The following is a 17,320-nucleotide window of genomic DNA, read 5'->3' on the forward strand; positions in this document are numbered from 1 at the left end:
AAGGATAAAGGCGAAAGGTTTAGGCAGAAAATCTACCTTTTACCTTTCAGCTTTAACCTCAAGAACTATCCAAATATCTGGTTCAGCAAACCGGCCAAACGTACGCCGGCTTTAACCATTTGCTGGTTAAGGGTTGCTATATGGCTAAAGTTGTATTTGTAACCAAGTTTATCACCGGTTTTAGTTTCGGCGTATAGCTTATCAGCCATCTGGTTGCTTTCGTATATCCACTGGCTCATTGGCGCTTTTTGTAACTCTGTGCGTTGAGCGGCTGTGGTGTGGTTTATCATCGCGGTGTACTCGGTGTAGCTTAACTGCTGAAGGTCAATCAGCTCGCTGTCCCAAACCGAATGCAGGTTGCTCTCTTTACCAAACCATTGTACCTTTACATCGTTACCGCCCTTATCACTCAGGTGACCAGTGTGCAGCGGTTGGTGCACATCCTCAACAATATGGATCAGCATGCGCAGGTAAAGCAACTTGTTGGTTTTGGTAGTAGTTTTCTTTTTAAGTTCGGCCACCAGGAAATTCATTTTGGTATAGGCATCGGTAATCGTGTCGGCCTTTAAATAAGCCTGCAGGTCCGGGTAGCTGTAAGCTTTTTCCAGGTTGATAAAATGCCAGTTATACAGGTAATTGTAGGCAGGGTCTGATTTAATAAAATCGGCCCAGTTGCTGGTAATGGCAATCGACTCATTACCTAAAATGGCTTGAATAGCTTTACGGGCTTTGGCGGTTAGGTAGCTATCCGCAACCTGGCCGCAAATGCGGTGCCCATTAGTACCCCAGGCCATGCTTTGCAGGGGGATATAAAATATCGCCACCAGCAGTAAAAGTTTTTTTAAGGTTTGTGTTTTCATTACAATGGTTTTGGAATGCAGCTTGTTCTTTTTATTAAATGCGCGTTAATAGGTATTACGTTGGATGTACTTACAAACCGGATCAGGGAGTCGCTTTGCTTATGAACCTTAAAATATTCTTCATAATCGCCAAATCTGAAACAACCCTGCTCATTTTTATACGAGCCATCAGCATTGCAAAACTGCCCTTTAATGTGGAGTGTGTCCCGCCGTTGCGAATAAGTTCCCCGTATATATTCATCCCAATGGCCTTTGCTCATACACGTATCAGCCCCGTAATTAACCTTGCTAACGGTACTGATCTTCAAAAGAAATGAATCGCAGCTGAACTTAATATTGTATAGCGAATATGTTACCAGGCTTTTTTGCGCAGGTACCGAGTCTTGTTTCCATTCGCCCTGCAAATAACCCTCGCCGGGCGTTTGTTTATCCGGGTTCATGGTACAGGAGGTTATTATGAGGCAAAAGGCGAAAGGTAAAAGGCGAAAGGCTTTTTTTAAGCTAAAAGCCGAAAGCGGAAAGCCCAAAGCGAAAGGCTTAAAGCAGAAAGATAAAAAGTGAAAGCTATAGCGTTTTTGCATAAGCGAAAAATAAAAAGGCCCCTCTCCATCCGGAGAGGGGTTTGGGGTGAGGCTTATTTCAAACTGCCTATCATATTTTCGGGGCGTACCCACTCGTCAAACTGTTCGTTGGTTAGTAAGCCTAAACCAATAGCAGCTTCGCGCAGTGAGCTGCCGTTTTTAAGGGCTGTTTTAGCAATTTTTGCCGCGTTTTCATAGCCGATATGCGGGTTAAGCGCAGTTACCAGCATTAATGAGTTTTCGAGGTGTTTTTTGATGCCATCATAATTAGGTTCAATGCCTACAGCGCAATGATCATTGAACGACACGCAGGCATCACCAATTAACCTTGCCGATTGCAGGAAGTTTGCCGCCATAACCGGTTTAAATACATTCAGCTCGTAATGGCCGTTTGAGCCGCCGATGGAAATAGCCACATCATTACCCATAACCTGTGCAGCCACCATGGTAACCGCTTCGTTTTGGGTTGGATTAACTTTACCCGGCATAATTGATGAGCCCGGCTCGTTATCGGGGATATGGATCTCGCCAATACCCGAACGCGGACCAGAAGCCAGCATCCTGATATCGTTAGCAATTTTCATTAATGAAACCGCAATTTGTTTCAGCGCGCCATGACTTTCGACAATGGCATCGTGAGCGGCAAGAGCTTCAAATTTATTTTCGGCTGTGATGAACGGAAAGCCGGTAAACTGGGCAATGTACTCAGCAACTTTTACATCATAACCTTTAGGCGTGTTGATCCCTGTACCTACAGCCGTACCACCAAGGGCCAGTTCAGAAAGGTGATCAAGCGTATTACGCAATGCTTTTAAGCCGTGGTTCAACTGTGAAACATAACCTGAAAACTCCTGGCCTAAGGTAAGCGGGGTAGCATCCATCAAATGGGTACGACCGATTTTTACTACGGATTTGAAAGCCTCAACCTTAGCCTGCAAGGTATCGCGCAGTTTTTCGATACCGGGAATGGTTACATCAATCAGGATCTTGTATGCCGCAATGTGCATAGCTGTTGGGTAAGTATCGTTTGATGATTGTGATTTGTTCACGTCATCATTAGGGTGAATAAAGGTTTTGCCTTCGCCCAGTTTATTGCCTTGTAATACATGTGCACGGTTAGCCACAACCTCGTTCACGTTCATGTTTGATTGCGTGCCCGAGCCTGTTTGCCAAATCACCAGCGGAAACTCCGAAGCCAGTTCGCCGGCCAGGATCTCATCGCACACCTGTGCAATCAGGTCGCGTTTTTCGGCAGGCAATACACCTAAATCGGTATTGGTATAAGCGGCTGCTTTTTTTAGATATGCAAAAGCGTCGATAATCTCCTTTGGCATTGATGCCTCCGGACCAATTTTAAAATTGTTGCGTGAGCGTTCGGTTTGCGCTCCCCAGTATTTGTCGGCAGGTACCTGTACCTCGCCCATGGTATCGTGTTCGGTTCTGAAACTCATGGTATTAAATTTTGCAGGGGCAAAGTTATGTTTTTATATGATGCGGGGGAATGCGGGGTGTAAACTTTTTGATAGGGGGCAATTTGTTTCGAATTCTGAATCTATCGGATTGATAAATTAAGCTTGTGGATGGTGTTATAATCGCACCACCCAGAGCTCGACAGTGGTACGGTGATACCATCCTCGCCGTTGTTACCAACAACTCTGCGCCCAATAATTGTTTTACCTTGTTAACAATGAATGACTTAGATCGATAACCATCTTATTCTTTCCGCAATGAAAAGCTTCAGTGATTACAATAACAAATAGTTAAAAAGAGTTGTTGGTGACAACACCAACAACGGCGCGAATTTTATCCTACTCATACAGCTACCACTTCACATCCTCAATTTTCACAACCTTGTAATCAAAGCCCAATCTTTTGGCATTCTGTTCAACAGTTTGATCAAAACCAGCTTGCTTACGGCGTTCATTTACACCTGCAGCATCTTTAATAGGCCACACATAATAGCCAATTTTTTGGCCGTTGCGCAATGGCTTTGACGTAGCCTGCGAACCGTAGATTTGCTCTTTACCTTCATACATCAGCTGCCTGTCGAGCATCATGGCGTACAACCTGAAAGGTAATTCTTTGTTTTCGGCAGCCGTTTTTATCGCGGGCAGGTACTTACCTATTTTAGGGGAATGCTGCACTACCGACCACGCAGCTTCATTAGTTGGTTCGCCAACAAGCGTTTTGCCGGGGTAACCGTACTTGTTAAACACATTCTCGATAAAAATCAAATTGGTCGAATCGGCCTGGCTCTGAAGCTTCCAGTAATGGCCTGTTGCTTCTTCCGGTTTAACCGGTAAAGTTTTCAACACCGAATCCTTTTTGCTCGGATCCATCAGATAAGTTAAGATCTCGCGATATTTCTGATCAAGTGCTAATACACTGTCAAGCTGTCTCTTCAAAACAGGGTTAAACTTTTGCTGTGCAGATGCTGTGCTTGCCGTTATCATTAACAAGGCGATGATCAGGTTTTTCATGGTCAATAAGGTTTAAGCAAATAAACGCAAAAACCTGTATCACAAGTATAAACTATCCGCCTTTTCAAACAATTTTTTATTGCATTCGGTGGCACCTAAAGAATAATTGAATCGCGAAAGCGCATACAGCAATGGCAGCTTGGCCGGCGCTATTTCATTTTGCTGCAGATCGTTGAGCCAGTCGGCCCCGCCAAACTCTGCCCTGTATTTTTTTTCGAGGCGATCATAGATCCGGTAGGCATCATCATAGCCAAGCCACTCCGGTTTGATGTACAGACCGGTGAGGTCGCCCATTTTTTTTCGTTCCTCCGCTTCTGCTGTATCGGCGCTGCCAAATACAAAATAAAAATACAACCACAGGGCCAGGCCAATTGCCCCGATTAACAAAGCGGTTGAATCCCTTTCGCTAAAAAAGAAGATGAAAGCAATAAAGGCTATGATCACCGAAAACATGCGGGCGTAGCCTGCAATGATGCTTTGATGGTTGAGTGGAATATTAAACCCATTGCGGCTTCGCCAGGCCGACCGGGTTACCAGCATGGAGCTGGTTGGGAACAGTGGAATGCCAATAACCACAAATTTGGTCTCTATCCACTGCCCGTTAACCTCATGCACTTTGCCCAAAAACAATGATCCTATTAACATATCAGGTATAATTTAGTCGCGTTATTATAAACCACAACTTATAAAAGTGCTTTTAAACAAATGTTAAATATTTATTAAAAACTAAATATTAACAAACGGCACCCCAATTACCTGTTGTTTTTTATTTTACAAATAAGAAAATCAAACTTAATTAACTAAAAAATGTTAACTGTAAAAACAAATACATAAACACTACTATGAAAAAGTTAAGTTTAATTGCAATGATGGCCCTGGCGGCATTATCATTCCAGGCCTGTAAAGGCGGAGCAAAAAGCGGCAGCGGCGATAGCACAGCAGCTGCAACAACTGACACTGCCGACAGTGCCAACAAAGTAAAAGACACAACTACTACCGGTGCTACAGGCATTGCAGTTACTGCCGATGATGCAAAATTTGCAACCGAAGCGGCCAATGCCGGCTTAGCCGAAGTTGCCGTTGGCCAGTTGGCCAGCGAAAAGGCAACCAATGCCAAAGTAAAAGATTTTGCTAAAATGATGGTTACTGACCACAGCAAAGCAAACGACGAACTAATGGCCATAGCCAAAACCAAAAACATTACCCTGCCATCGGCACCTGATGATGAGCACCAGAAAATGAAAGCCGACCTGGCAGCCAAAACAGGCGCTGATTTTGACAAAGACTATGTTGATGCTATGGTTAAAGGCCATAAAAAAGTTGAATCATTGTTTGAAGATGCTTCAAAAAACTGCAAAGATGCCGACCTTAAAGCCTTTGCAGCTAAAACATTACCTGTTATCCAACACCATTTAGCCGAAATTGAAGCTATTCAAAAAGGCATGAAGTAATCAGCTATTGATTAATTCAAGACAGAAAAAGGGAGATGTAACAATCTCCCTTTTTCTGTTTAATTCCCTTGTACAGGTGTAGCTAAAACGATACTTTTAACACAGCAAAATCTATTTTAATATGTCGAAACCAATAGTAACCGGCCTCATGGCCTATGGAATGTCGGGCAGGATTTTTCATGCCCCGTTTTTAACTACCAATCCGGGCTTTACTTTTAAGGCCGTGGTTGAGCGCCATGAAAAAAAAACCGGCAAAAAATACCCTGATGTGATCAGCTATGATAGCATCGACCAGCTGCTGAATGACGAGGAAATAGAGCTCATCATTGTTAATACCCCTAACAACACCCACTTTGATTATGCTGTACAAGCTCTAAATGCAGGTAAACATGTACTGATTGAGAAGCCCGCAGCCGTAACTTCAAGCGAGGTAAAAGCGCTGTATGATTTGGGCAAAAAACTTGATTTGAAAGTAATGATCTACCAAAACCGCCGTTATGACAGCGGCTTCCTTTCGGTAAAGGAGGTGATTGAAAGCGGCAGGTTAGGGGAGTTGATCGAGGTTCATTTCAGGCTGGACAGGTACCGCATGGCCATCGGTGCAAAACAATTTAAAGAAACAGCGGGCGTTCCGGGCGGCGGCCTTACCTATGACCTTGGCGCCCATTTGGTTGATAATGCCATCAGTATCTTTGGCAGGCCATTGAGCTATGAAAAAACAACCGCTGCATTCAGGCCAAACTCGCAGGTTGATGATTATTTCAATATCCACCTTAAATATCCTAATCAGCTTAACGTATACCTAACCTCGGGGTTGCTCATTGCCGAGCATACTTATGGCTTTGTGGTACATGGCACATTAGGCAGCTTTGTAAAAATGCGTACCGATGTACAGGAAGCACAGCTTGATGCCGACATGATGCCTACCGACGAAGGTTTTGGCATCGAGCCCGAAGGCAGCGACGGTAAACTGGTGCTTATGGGTGCCGACGGGCAGAAGACCGTGGAATGGATAAAGTCACCCAAAGGTAATTATAATGGCATATTTGATGCCGTATATCATACCGTGCGCGAAAATGCGTTATTCCCGGTAACTGAGGAGCATGTTGCCTGGCAAATTGAATTGCTTGAAAGCTAAAAATGTTGTAACTATGCTTATTAAATGCTAATTAAAATAATGAAGAAACTGTATTTACTGCTTTGTCTGATTATTGCCGCCGGGTGCAGCCAGGCACAAACGCCACCTGCTAATTCCGGCTTGCCGCCATATCACATCCTCACTACAGACAGTGTTTACGTTACTCCTGCCAACCTGAAAAAAAACAAACCGGTAATGGTGATCTATTTTTCGCCCGATTGCAGCCATTGCCAGCACCTGATGTATGATCTGAAACCCGAGCTGCCCAAATTAAAAAATGTACAGATAGTGATGATCACTTTTATGCCTATGCTTAAAGGGATCCAAACTTTTCAGCGCGATTTTGACCTGGCCAAATACCATAACATTACTATCGGCACCGAAGGTTATACCTACCTGGTACAAAAATTTTATAGTGTACAAACAACTCCATATATCGCTATTTATGATAAGTATGGTAAATTATTCCAGTCGTACCCAAAAGTGCCAAAAATTCCGGTACTGATGGAAACGCTTAAAAAAGTATAAAGTAGCTAACTTATAGCTCAAGCCGGTTAACGCAACGTTAACCGGCTTTTTTGTTTAACGTCCCCTCATGATCTCTCGCACCCTGAGTTACCCCACAAAACTGTTTTGTCGTTTAATCAGCAAGGTGTGTTGTTTTGCCCGCTGGGGCAAAGGATATTTTTATAACTAACGTCCCATCAGGGTCTCTCGCAGAGGACCCTGATGTATACGCCATGCTGGCTCGTTGTTCTGACTCTTGAACGCGGTAAGCCTCAGGGTCTCTCGCAGAGGACCCTGAGGGGACGTGAGGAGGCTGTTTTTGTTACCTGCTACCAGGGTAATCCTTCAATCCTATAAATCACGGTTCAGAAAAAAATCAGTGTAATCGATGAAATCAAAAATCAATCGGTGTAATCCCCAAAAAATCAAACCAATCAACGGGTACCGATTACGCTTCATAATAGTTACCTTTGCGGCCAATATTTAAGTTGACGATGAAGAATACCGCATTAACCGATATCCACGTAAAAGCCGGTGCCAAAATGGTTCCATTTGCCGGTTACAACATGCCCGTTCAATACACAGGCATTAACGCCGAACACGAAACCGTGCGCAAGGCCGTTGGTGTTTTTGACGTAAGCCACATGGGCGAATTCATTTTAAAAGGAGAGAACGCGCTTGATCTGATTCAGCGGGTTACCAGTAACGACGCCTCAAAATTATACGATGGCAAAGTGCAGTACTCATGCCTGCCGAATGAAAACGGCGGTATTGTTGACGATCTGCTGGTTTACCGGATCGACAAAAAAACCTATATGCTGGTGGTTAACGCTTCAAATATTGAAAAAGACTGGGACTGGATCTCCAAATACAATACCAAGGGTGTAGATATGAAAAACATATCCGACCGGACTTCATTGCTGGCTATCCAGGGTCCCAAAGCTGCCGAAGCTTTACAAAGCCTTACCGAGGTAGATTTGGTATCGATGGAATACTACACCTTTAAAAAAGGAACTTTTGCAGGTGTTGACAATGTATTGATATCAGCTACAGGCTATACCGGTGCAGGCGGCTTCGAGATCTATTTTGAAAACCAATATGCGGAGCAGATCTGGGATGCAATTTTCAAAGCCGGCGAGCCTTTTGGTATTAAGCCAATTGGTTTAGGCGCACGTGATACCTTACGTTTGGAAATGGGTTTCTGCCTATATGGTAACGACATTGATGATAACACCTCACCGCTTGAAGCCGGGTTAGGCTGGGTAACCAAATTCAATAAAGAATTTACCAATGCCGAAGCCCTGCAAGCCCAAAAACAAGCTGGTGTAAGCCGCAAACTGGTAGGTTTTGAAATGATTGACCGCGGCATTCCCCGTCATGATTACCTGATTGTTGATGCGGATGGAAATACTATAGGTAAAGTAACTTCAGGCACGCAATCCCCATCGTTGCAAAAAGCTATTGGTATGGGTTATGTGGATACAGCGTTTGCCAAAGAAGGCACTGAGATTTATATCAGCATCAGGGATAATAAAATTAAAGCGCAGATTGTAAAACCTCCGTTTTATAAAGCCCCCTAACCCCCTAAAGGGGGAACTACCTTCAAAGTTTTCTAAATTAATTAAACACAAATGTCTGAAAATACAATTACTCTAACTCCCCCTTTAGGGGGCCGGGGGGCACACGTTTGCCTAACCCCTGCATTACTGCCACTTTTTAATGTGGAGGATTATATTGTAGTGGTTATTGATATTTTCAGGGCAACATCATCTATATGTTATGGTATTGAAAACGGTGCTGAGGCTATTATACCGGTATCACAAGTTGAGGAGTGTGCCGCGTATAGAGAGAAAGGGCTGGATTACCTTCTTGCCGCCGAGCGCGACGGATCGGTAGTTGATGGTTTTGATTTTGGCAACTCGCCATTTTCATATACTAAAGAAAAGGTTGCCGGTAAAACAATAGTGTTAACCACTACCAACGGCACACATGCACTGCATTTATCGCGCAGCGCTAAAAAGATTGTTATCGGTTCATTCCTGAACCTTTCCGCTTTAAGCAACTGGCTTAATACCCAAAACGAAAATGTGCTGCTGGTGTGTGCCGGCTGGAAAAACAATTTCAATTTGGAGGATACCCTGTTTGCCGGTGCTGTAATTGAGCAGTTAAAAGATAAAGGATTTTTACTGGACGATGCAGCCTTAGCCGCTAACGATCTTTTCCAGGTTGGGAAAAACGATATCAATGCGTATCTCAAGAAAACATCGCACGGCGAACGCCTTAAAAAATTGGGCATCGAAAAAGATATCGAGTTTTGTTTACAGGTTGATTTGACAACTGCCATTCCTGTTTTGGAAGGGGAGAGGTTGGTGAAGTTGGTGGTATAAATATAATATGCCATTGCGAGGAGCGGTCTGGACTAAAGCGTATGGGTCGACGCGGCAATCGCTCGCAATGACATAAATTCTTGAGCTCCCGAAAGAGCCTGTGTAAGTAAGCACCCCCTTTAGGGGGCGGGGGGGGTAAGCTCCACAAGCGCCTTTTCAATCCTGCTGATGGTTTCTTCTTTACCAAGCAGGGCAACAATATCAAATACATGTGGACCAAACTTGCCGCCAACCAGCATAATGCGGAATGGCAGCATTACATCCCCAACTTTTAAACCTTTTTCTTCGGCGAGGGCTTTGAATTTAGCTTCCAGGTCATGAGCTTCAATAGCTGCTTCGTTAGTTAGCAAAGCAATGAACGCGTGATAAAACGCTGTTTTGGCATCTGTCCACTTAGGTTTTACCGCGTTAAGGTCATACTCCCTGGGCTGCTCAAAAAAGAACCCTGCCTGCTGGTAAAAATCAGGAAGTAATACAACGCGATCTTTGATTAAGGTGATAACCTTAGTCAGGTATACATTATCGCTAACAGTAACACCCTTATCAGCAAATACTTTTATAACATCTGATTTCAGACGATCAACTTCAGACTTCTTAATCCACTCGGCGTTGAACCATTTGGCTTTCTCAAAATCAAACTTGGCGCCCGACTTATTAACGCGCTCTATCGAGAATTTTTCTATCAATTCGTCAAGCGTAAAAATCTCCTGCTCGGTACCGTCGTTCCAGCCCAAAGTTGCCAGCAGGTTCAGGAAAGCTTCCGGTAAAAAACCTAATTCACGGAAACCCGGCGTCAACTCGCCTGTTTTTGCATCAAACCAGTTCATGGCATACACCGGGAAACCCAGTCGGGCTCCATCACGTTTGCTCAGTTTACCGTGACCATCCGGTTTCAGGATTAACGGTAAATGCGCCCATTGGGGCATATCGGCCTTCCAGCCCAGGTATTCCCAAAGCAGCAAATGTACCGGCGCCGAAGGCAGCCATTCTTCGCCGCGAAAAGCATGCGTGATCTTCATCAGGTAATCATCAACCACAACGGCCAGGTGATAAGTAGGCATGCCATCGGCTTTTAATAACACTTTATCATCAACCAGGCCGGTTTCAAAGCTCACATATCCGCGAATCATATCATTGAAACTCACGGTTTCGCCCTCCGGCATTTTAATGCGGATCACATGCGGCGTACCTGCATCAAGCAAGGCATCAACCTCGTGCTGAGGCAACGAAAGTGAGTTTCTTAGGGTATGGCGATAGGCCAGGCCGTACTGAAAATTGGGGATCTCCTTCCGGTTTTTGTCCAGCTCTTCGGCGGTATCAAAGGCATAATAAGCATGCCCTTCCATAACCAGGCGTTCGGCATATTCGCGGTAAAGTGGTTTACGCTCGCTTTGGCGATATGGCGCGTAAGGGCCACCGGCAACCGGGCTTTCGTCTGGGTGAAGGCCGCACCATTTAAGACAATCTAAAATATATTCTTCGGCACCTTCCACGTAGCGGGTTTGGTCGGTATCCTCAATTCGCAAAACAAAATCACCGCCATGTTTTTTAGCGTATAAATAGTTAAACAACACGGTGCGCACACCGCCAAGGTGTAAACCACCGGTAGGGCTTGGCGCAAAACGGACTCTTACTTTTTTATCGGTCATGATGGGGGCAAAGATAAGAGGGAAAGTCCATAGTCCATAGTCGATAGTTCATAGTATTATTTAAGCGTGGCTATGGTTATTAGTCGATGGTTGATAGTCCATGGTGATACTTGAAACATACCATGGACTATCGACTATGGGCTATGGACAATCTCTCCACAACAAAAAATTATATTTTACAAAGCAATTTTACGTTATTTGAGCTGTGCCCAGCATGAACCCATATCAACAGAAAAAACGTTGGAAATATTTACTTCTTGCATTTGCCGTGGTAATTGCAATTGGCTCATTGCTTTATACCCGTTACCTGGTAAAAAACATTGAACGTTCGGAACGTACCCGGGCCCAGGTTTGGGCCATAAGTATGCGCCAGATCCTTGCCTCAGATGATAATGACTTTTTAAACTATGTAATAGCCGTGCGCGATAGCCTTACCGTACCCGCCATTGTAACTGATGGAAAAGGCGAAATAGTTTTACAGCGTGGCTTAGACACTACAAAGACTTTTATTAAGCTGGAAGCCGAAAACAACAAGAGGAAAAAATACGATCCGGCTTACTTTAAAGAAGAGCTCGCCTATATGAAGGGTCAGCATCCTCCCATTAAGCTCCAGGTTTTGGGCGAAGAAAACTTTGTTTACTATAAAGATTCGCCGCTGCTTACACAATTACGTTTGTTCCCTTATATTCAGCTTACCGTAATTGCTATATTTTTACTGATGGCCTATACCGCCTTCAGTTCGTCCCGAAAGTCGGAGCAGGACCAGGTTTGGGTTGGCTTAGCCAAAGAAACAGCCCACCAGCTGGGGACACCTATATCATCGCTAATTGCCTGGATTGAGCTGATGAAGGAGAAGTTTAATGCTGAAGACGATGTACTGATTGCCGAAATGGAAAACGATGTAAAGCGTCTTGAAATAGTGGCCGATCGCTTTTCAAAAATAGGCTCCAAATCTGTATTAGAAGAGCATGGTGTATATGCTGTAGTTAAAGATTTTGTTGATTATTTTAAAGTAAGGGTAAGTAAAAACATCAGTTTTGAACTTATCGGCAACCCTCACCTAAAGGCCGGTCTGAATGTTCCGCTGTTTGATTGGGTGATAGAAAACATATTAAAAAATGCCGTTAACGCTATCGAGGGCAAGGGCAGTATTAAGGTTGAAATCAGCGGCAATAAGGTAAAAAACCAGATTTTTATTGACATTACCGACACCGGTAAAGGCATCCCTCGTTCTAAATTTGATACTGTTTTTCAACCCGGTTATACCACCCGCAAGCGGGGATGGGGACTGGGCCTTTCGCTTACTAAACGTATAGTAGAAAACTATCACAACGGGCAAATCTTTGTAAAAGATTCGGAAGTAGGTAAGGGAACAACATTCAGGATAATATTAAAAAATACGCGCAATGATAACAAAACCAAAACCAGGTGATTATTCGCCATTTGCAGCGGGATATGTGGGCCTTGTTGGCGACAATGACGTAATTAGCATGCTTGAACAGCAAATGGATACCAGCTACCAGCTATTCAGTAATTTAACCGATGAGCAGGGACTGTATACCTATGCACCCGGTAAATGGACGGTTAAGCAGGCATTGGGCCATATGATAGATACCGAACGTACCTTTGCCTATCGTGCCCTCGTGTTTTCGCGCAATCATATCGAACTGCCGGGTTTTGACCAGGATATTTATGTTAACAATACCGATTTCAACAGTCAAAATATAAAAGACCTTGCCGAAGAGTTCCGTGCATTGCGCCAGGCAAGCCTTTATATGATTAAAGCATTCAGCGATGAGCAGCTAAATCGTAACGGTATTGCCAGCAACCATTTGTTTACCGTTGCCGCATTTGTATTTATGCTGGCCGGGCATGAGCGCCACCATTTAAATTTATTTAAAGAGCGGTACGGAATAGGATAAGATATTTATATCGCACATCGTAAGGCCGTTAAATATAAAGACTTACGAAGTTTTTAAACTTCGTAAGTCTGAGCTTCGCGATTTGAGAGGGTAGAAGAGAAGCCGTAGCTGTTTTCTTATTTTTCTTTGTGCAATTCTTCTTTATCCAGTACTTCTCTTTTTTCGATGCGGTATGATAAAAACAATCCTGCCCCTCCAAAAATAGCGATCAATGCTACGTATAAAAAGAAAACATCATCGTCAAAACTATTGAATATGCCACGGTTTAAAACGTAGGCCAAAAATAGCCCGATACCCGAACCAATAAGCAGTAAGCCCCATTTTAAGTTTTGGTAAGGAGCCGATTGCGGTTTATAACTCCTCGGATCCATGTTTCGTTCAATCATAGCTAATTTCTCCCGTTTGTTTAAGTAAACGATCCCGAAGATCATTGCGAATAAGCTGAGGGGTATTATAATTCCTGCTAATACGCCCAATTCACCTGCGCCCATAATATTTGTTTTTTTTAATTAAGTTAATATTGTTTTTTCTCTCTGTAAATACGCCATTGCGGTTTATTTGTAAGCTATGACCACATGTTTTTTAAACAGGTTACACCTTGATTAAAAAAAAATTATTGCTGCTCCCTTTAGAAGGGCGGAGGGCATTTATTAACTTTGCCTTAATGATAAGTGCGGCTACTCCTTTTAGCCTGCTGGGGCAGGATCTTTTATTATTACCACAAAAAGCTATTTACTGGCAGCAGCAAAGCGCCCTGATAATTGCCGATGTGCATTTGGGCAAAGTGGGCCATTTCCGTAAAGCCGGCATAGCAATACCAAGGGATATGGAGCAAAGCGACCTGGCTGTACTTTCCGATCTTATTTATGAACACAAGCCGGAAAAGTTAATTTTTTTGGGCGATCTGTTCCACAGCGATATGAATAACGATTGGGATTGGTTTATCCTTTGGCGCAGCCAGTTCCCCGCGTTACAGATCATCCTGGTCCGCGGCAATCATGATATCATTGCAGATAAGCATTATCATAACCTGAATATCGAGCTGCACGACGAACTGTTGATCAGCCCCTTCCTCATGATGCATCATCCGCTTGCCAACGACCAGGACGAAAAAGCAGGTTATGTTTTTTGCGGGCATATCCATCCGGGGGTAAACTTAAGCGGCCGGGCACGTCAAAGCATTACATTGCCTTGCTTTGCCTTTGGCAATAAACAGGGAATTTTACCATCCTTCGGAAAATTTACCGGGCGGGTGGCTATCCGTAGTCTTCAAAACGACAGGATCTTTGCTGTATTAAAGGATAAAGTAGTAGCTATCGCTTAATTATCGTGGCTGCACCAACCTTTATTACAACATATTAACTGTCATAGCTGTGTATTTATACCTTAATAGCCAGCCCATTGCTTTAGATTGATTCTAAATAGATTTTTGATCTTCAATAAGCCAAAACCTCTTCTATGTTTTGTTATTTAATAAATACTTTTGCCTAACAAATCCAATTCATAATGAGCGAATTCAAACAAACCTTAAACTCGTCGCTGGGCAAAAAGCTGATCATGGCTTTAACAGGCTTGTTTCTGTGTACCTTTTTAATTGTGCACGTAGGCGGCAACCTGCTGTTGTTTAACAACGATAACGGTTTCAGTTTTAACGTGTATGCCAACTTCCTTACGCATTTTCCGCCTATTGAAGTTATAGCATACCTGTTGTACCTTTCCATTTTAGTGCATGCACTATACGGCTTGATCCTAACTGTCAAAAACCGTAAAGCCCGTCCTGTACGTTATGCAGTAGCGGCAAAATCTGATGCCTCATGGTCATCAAAAAACATGGGCCTTTTAGGTTCAATCATGTTCCTTTTCATCGTTATCCACATGGGCGATTTCTGGTTCCGTTACCACAATGACAAAACCATGGGCTTTAAAGAGTACCGTACCGATCTGGCAACCGGCGAAACCAAAGTTAGCGATTACACCCCGGCCAATGCCGAATTCAGCCACTCGGTATCAACCGAAAACAATGTGGAAGTTGTAAGGGTAAAAGACCTGCACGCGCGTGTTGCTTACAGTTTCAGCAACATTATCTACGTTATATTTTACGTAATAGCCATGGGCGCTGTAGCATTTCACCTGTTACATGGTTTCCAGAGCGCGTTCCGTACGCTGGGCTGGGTACACCGTAAATATACACCGGTAGTTTACTTTATTGGTACATGGCTGTTTGCAGTTATTATTCCGCTGCTTTTTGCCGCCATGCCGGTTTATTATTACTATTTATCAACCCAGGGAGCTCACTAAGTTAGCTGGCCAAAAGCCACAAACATAAATACAAAGAAGAGATGACATTAGATGCTAAAATTCCTCAAGGCCCATTAGCCGAAAAATGGAGCAAGCATAAATTTGATCTGAAGCTGGTTAACCCCGCCAACAAGCGTAAATACGATATCATCATTGTAGGTACCGGTTTGGCAGGCGCTTCGGCAGCTGCCACTTTAGGCGAGCTGGGTTACAACGTTAAGGCATTTTGTTTCCAGGACAGCCCACGCCGTGCACACTCTATTGCTGCACAGGGTGGTATCAATGCCGCTAAAAATTATCAGAATGACGGTGACAGCGTTTTCCGTTTATTTTACGATACTATTAAAGGTGGCGACTACCGCGCCCGCGAAGCCAACGTTCATCGTTTGGCCGAAGTTTCGGTAAACATTATTGATCAGTGCGTTGCTCAAGGTGTACCTTTCGCCCGCGAATACGGCGGCTTGCTGGATAACCGTTCATTCGGAGGTTCGCAAGTGTCGCGTACATTTTACGCGAGGGGCCAGACAGGACAGCAGCTTTTATTGGGTGCTTACTCTGCCCTTAACCGCCAGATCCATGCCGGTAAAGTAAAAATGTATACCCGTCACGAAATGCTTGACGTGGTAACTATAGATGGCCATGCCAAAGGCATTGTTACCCGTAACATGCTTACCGGCGCTATCGATACACATGCCGGTCATGCGGTATTATTATGTACCGGTGGTTACAGCAACGTATTCTATCTGTCAACAAACGCAATCGGCTCAAATGTAACGGCAGCCTGGAGGGCACACAAACGTGGTGCTTTCTTCGGTAACCCTTGTTATACTCAAATTCACCCAACCTGTATCCCGGTAACCGGTGATCACCAGTCTAAGCTTACGTTGATGTCTGAATCACTGCGTAACGACGGTAGGGTATGGGCTCCTAAAACCGCTGAAATTGCTGAGCAGCTACGCAAAGGCACATTAAAAGCAGACCAGGTTAAAGAAGATGACCGCGATTACTTCCTTGAGCGTAAATATCCGGCTTTCGGTAACCTTGTTCCGCGCGACGTGGCCTCACGTAACGCTAAGGAAATGGTTGAAGAGGGCAAAGGTGTAGGCGGCTCTGGCTTCGCGGTATTTCTTGACTTTGCTGACGCGATTAAACGCCTGGGCGAAGAAACCGTTAAAGCCAAATACGGTAACCTGTTTGATATGTACTACCAGATCACCAACGAAAACCCGTATAAGCAACCAATGCGTATTTACCCTGCGGTTCACTATACAATGGGCGGCCTTTGGGTTGACTATAACCTGAGCACAACCGTGCCTGGTTTGTATGCTTTGGGCGAGTGCAACTTCTCCGATCACGGTGCTAACCGTCTTGGTGCATCTGCACTGATGCAGGGTTTATCTGATGGTTACTTTGTGATCCCTTATACACTTGGCGATTACCTGGCTAAGATCGGCCCTAAGAAGGTTGATACCAACCACCCGGCGTTTGAAAAAACCAAGCAGGACGTAATTGCCCACGTAAACAAATTGCTGTCATTAAAAGGAACTAAAACCACTAACGAATACCACCGCGAGCTTGGCCACATTATGTGGGAATATTGCGGTATGGCCCGTACCGAAGAAGGCCTGAAAAAAGCCAAAGGTTTGATCCAGGCATTGAAAGCCGATTTCTGGAAAAACGCTATCGTAACCGGCGAAAACGAAGAAGTAAACGCTTCGTTAGAGAGAGCTGGTCGCGTGGCCGATTTCATTGAACTGGGCGAGCTGATGATCGATGACGCTTTAATGCGTAAAGAATCATGCGGTGGCCACTTCAGGGTTGAATCACAAACACCAGATGGTGAAGCGCTTCGTGATGACGAAAACTTTGCATTTGTTGCAGCCTGGGAGTTTAAAGGGGAAAATCAGCCGGAAGAGTTACATAAAGAACAGCTGACATTTGAAGCAGTTCATTTATCACAACGTAATTACGCATAGTGAATGGTTGATTAGTGATAGGTTATTTAAGTTAAAACCACTCACCCAATCAACTACTCACTCAATCAACA

At 44.1% G+C, this 17,320-nt stretch carries 17 protein-coding genes; 10 read left to right on the forward strand and 7 right to left on the reverse strand.

Features of this window, described 5'->3' with window-relative positions; all coding sequences use genetic code 11:
• Window positions 1–65 precede the first annotated feature (65 nt).
• From BLS28_RS13010 to BLS28_RS13030, 5 genes are all read right to left on the reverse strand, one after another.
• Window positions 66–860, reverse strand: a complete 795-nt coding sequence (locus BLS28_RS13010) for a S1/P1 nuclease (RefSeq protein WP_091167557.1) — start codon at window positions 858–860, stop codon at window positions 66–68.
• Window positions 860–1,300 (reverse strand): hypothetical protein, encoded by a 441-nt coding sequence (locus BLS28_RS13015; RefSeq protein ID WP_091167560.1) that lies wholly within the window; start codon window positions 1,298–1,300, stop codon window positions 860–862. Before BLS28_RS13015 ends, BLS28_RS13010 begins: the two co-directional genes overlap by 1 nt.
• A 194-nt stretch (window positions 1,301–1,494) precedes the next feature.
• Window positions 1,495–2,892 (reverse strand): class II fumarate hydratase, encoded by a 1,398-nt coding sequence (gene fumC, locus BLS28_RS13020; protein ID WP_091167562.1) that lies wholly within the window; start codon window positions 2,890–2,892, stop codon window positions 1,495–1,497.
• A gap of 369 nt (window positions 2,893–3,261) precedes the next feature.
• Entirely contained in the window at window positions 3,262–3,921 is a 660-nt protein-coding gene (locus BLS28_RS13025; protein WP_091167565.1) for a DUF6624 domain-containing protein, read from the reverse strand.
• 39 nt (window positions 3,922–3,960) lie between these two features.
• Window positions 3,961–4,566 (reverse strand): hypothetical protein, encoded by a 606-nt coding sequence (locus tag BLS28_RS13030; RefSeq protein ID WP_091167568.1) that lies wholly within the window; start codon window positions 4,564–4,566, stop codon window positions 3,961–3,963.
• A gap of 197 nt (window positions 4,567–4,763) precedes the next feature.
• On the opposite strand from BLS28_RS13030, the gene BLS28_RS13035 reads away from it, so the two are divergent.
• The 5 genes from BLS28_RS13035 to BLS28_RS13055 all read left to right on the forward strand — a co-directional run bounded on the left by BLS28_RS13035 (window position 4,764) and on the right by BLS28_RS13055 (window position 9,404).
• The gene (locus BLS28_RS13035; protein WP_090530637.1) at window positions 4,764–5,372 is read left to right on the forward strand and encodes a DUF4142 domain-containing protein; all 609 of its coding nucleotides are present in this window, start codon (window positions 4,764–4,766) and stop codon (window positions 5,370–5,372) included.
• Window positions 5,373–5,493: 121 nt separating this feature from the next.
• Window positions 5,494–6,510 (forward strand): Gfo/Idh/MocA family oxidoreductase, encoded by a 1,017-nt coding sequence (locus BLS28_RS13040; protein WP_091167570.1) that lies wholly within the window; start codon window positions 5,494–5,496, stop codon window positions 6,508–6,510.
• Between the two features lie 39 nt (window positions 6,511–6,549).
• Window positions 6,550–7,038 carry a TlpA family protein disulfide reductase gene (locus BLS28_RS13045; protein WP_091167572.1) on the forward strand — a complete coding sequence of 163 codons (489 nt, stop codon included), beginning with the start codon at window positions 6,550–6,552 and terminating at the stop codon, window positions 7,036–7,038.
• A 473-nt stretch (window positions 7,039–7,511) separates the two neighbouring features.
• Window positions 7,512–8,597 (forward strand): glycine cleavage system aminomethyltransferase GcvT, encoded by a 1,086-nt coding sequence (gcvT, locus tag BLS28_RS13050; RefSeq protein WP_091167575.1) that lies wholly within the window; start codon window positions 7,512–7,514, stop codon window positions 8,595–8,597.
• A gap of 51 nt (window positions 8,598–8,648) precedes the next feature.
• Window positions 8,649–9,404: a 2-phosphosulfolactate phosphatase gene (locus BLS28_RS13055; RefSeq protein WP_091167578.1), complete on the forward strand. Its 756-nt coding sequence runs from the start codon at window positions 8,649–8,651 to the stop codon at window positions 9,402–9,404.
• 119 nt (window positions 9,405–9,523) lie between these two features.
• Here the strand turns inward: BLS28_RS13055 and gltX are convergent, their stop codons facing one another.
• Window positions 9,524–11,053 (reverse strand): glutamate--tRNA ligase, encoded by a 1,530-nt coding sequence (gene gltX / locus BLS28_RS13060; RefSeq protein WP_091167581.1) that lies wholly within the window; start codon window positions 11,051–11,053, stop codon window positions 9,524–9,526.
• A gap of 214 nt (window positions 11,054–11,267) precedes the next feature.
• On the opposite strand from gltX, the gene BLS28_RS13065 reads away from it, so the two are divergent.
• Together BLS28_RS13065 and BLS28_RS13070 are read left to right on the forward strand one after the other, a co-directional pair.
• Window positions 11,268–12,485, forward strand: a complete 1,218-nt coding sequence (locus BLS28_RS13065) for a sensor histidine kinase (protein WP_091167584.1) — start codon at window positions 11,268–11,270, stop codon at window positions 12,483–12,485.
• A complete protein-coding gene (locus BLS28_RS13070; RefSeq protein ID WP_091167586.1) occupies window positions 12,460–12,975 on the forward strand; it encodes a DinB family protein in 516 nt (171 codons plus the stop codon). The genes BLS28_RS13065 and BLS28_RS13070 overlap by 26 nt, the downstream gene beginning before the upstream one ends.
• A 116-nt stretch (window positions 12,976–13,091) precedes the next feature.
• Here BLS28_RS13070 and BLS28_RS13075 read toward each other — a convergent pair whose 3' ends face one another.
• Entirely contained in the window at window positions 13,092–13,466 is a 375-nt protein-coding gene (locus tag BLS28_RS13075) for a DUF6249 domain-containing protein (protein ID WP_091167589.1), read from the reverse strand.
• A gap of 107 nt (window positions 13,467–13,573) precedes the next feature.
• On the opposite strand from BLS28_RS13075, the gene pdeM reads away from it, so the two are divergent.
• The 3 genes from pdeM to BLS28_RS13090 all read left to right on the forward strand — a co-directional run bounded on the left by pdeM (window position 13,574) and on the right by BLS28_RS13090 (window position 17,249).
• Window positions 13,574–14,299 carry a ligase-associated DNA damage response endonuclease PdeM gene (pdeM, locus tag BLS28_RS13080; protein ID WP_256337410.1) on the forward strand — a complete coding sequence of 242 codons (726 nt, stop codon included), beginning with the start codon at window positions 13,574–13,576 and terminating at the stop codon, window positions 14,297–14,299.
• 182 nt (window positions 14,300–14,481) lie between these two features.
• Window positions 14,482–15,273: a succinate dehydrogenase cytochrome b subunit gene (locus tag BLS28_RS13085; RefSeq protein WP_091167592.1), complete on the forward strand. Its 792-nt coding sequence runs from the start codon at window positions 14,482–14,484 to the stop codon at window positions 15,271–15,273.
• A 41-nt stretch (window positions 15,274–15,314) separates the two neighbouring features.
• A complete protein-coding gene (locus BLS28_RS13090) occupies window positions 15,315–17,249 on the forward strand; it encodes a fumarate reductase/succinate dehydrogenase flavoprotein subunit (protein WP_091167595.1) in 1,935 nt (644 codons plus the stop codon).
• Window positions 17,250–17,320: the final 71 nt, after the last annotated feature.

The sequence above is a fragment of the Mucilaginibacter gossypii genome (assembly GCF_900100945.1).
Lineage (GTDB): Bacteria > Bacteroidota > Bacteroidia > Sphingobacteriales > Sphingobacteriaceae > Mucilaginibacter > Mucilaginibacter gossypii.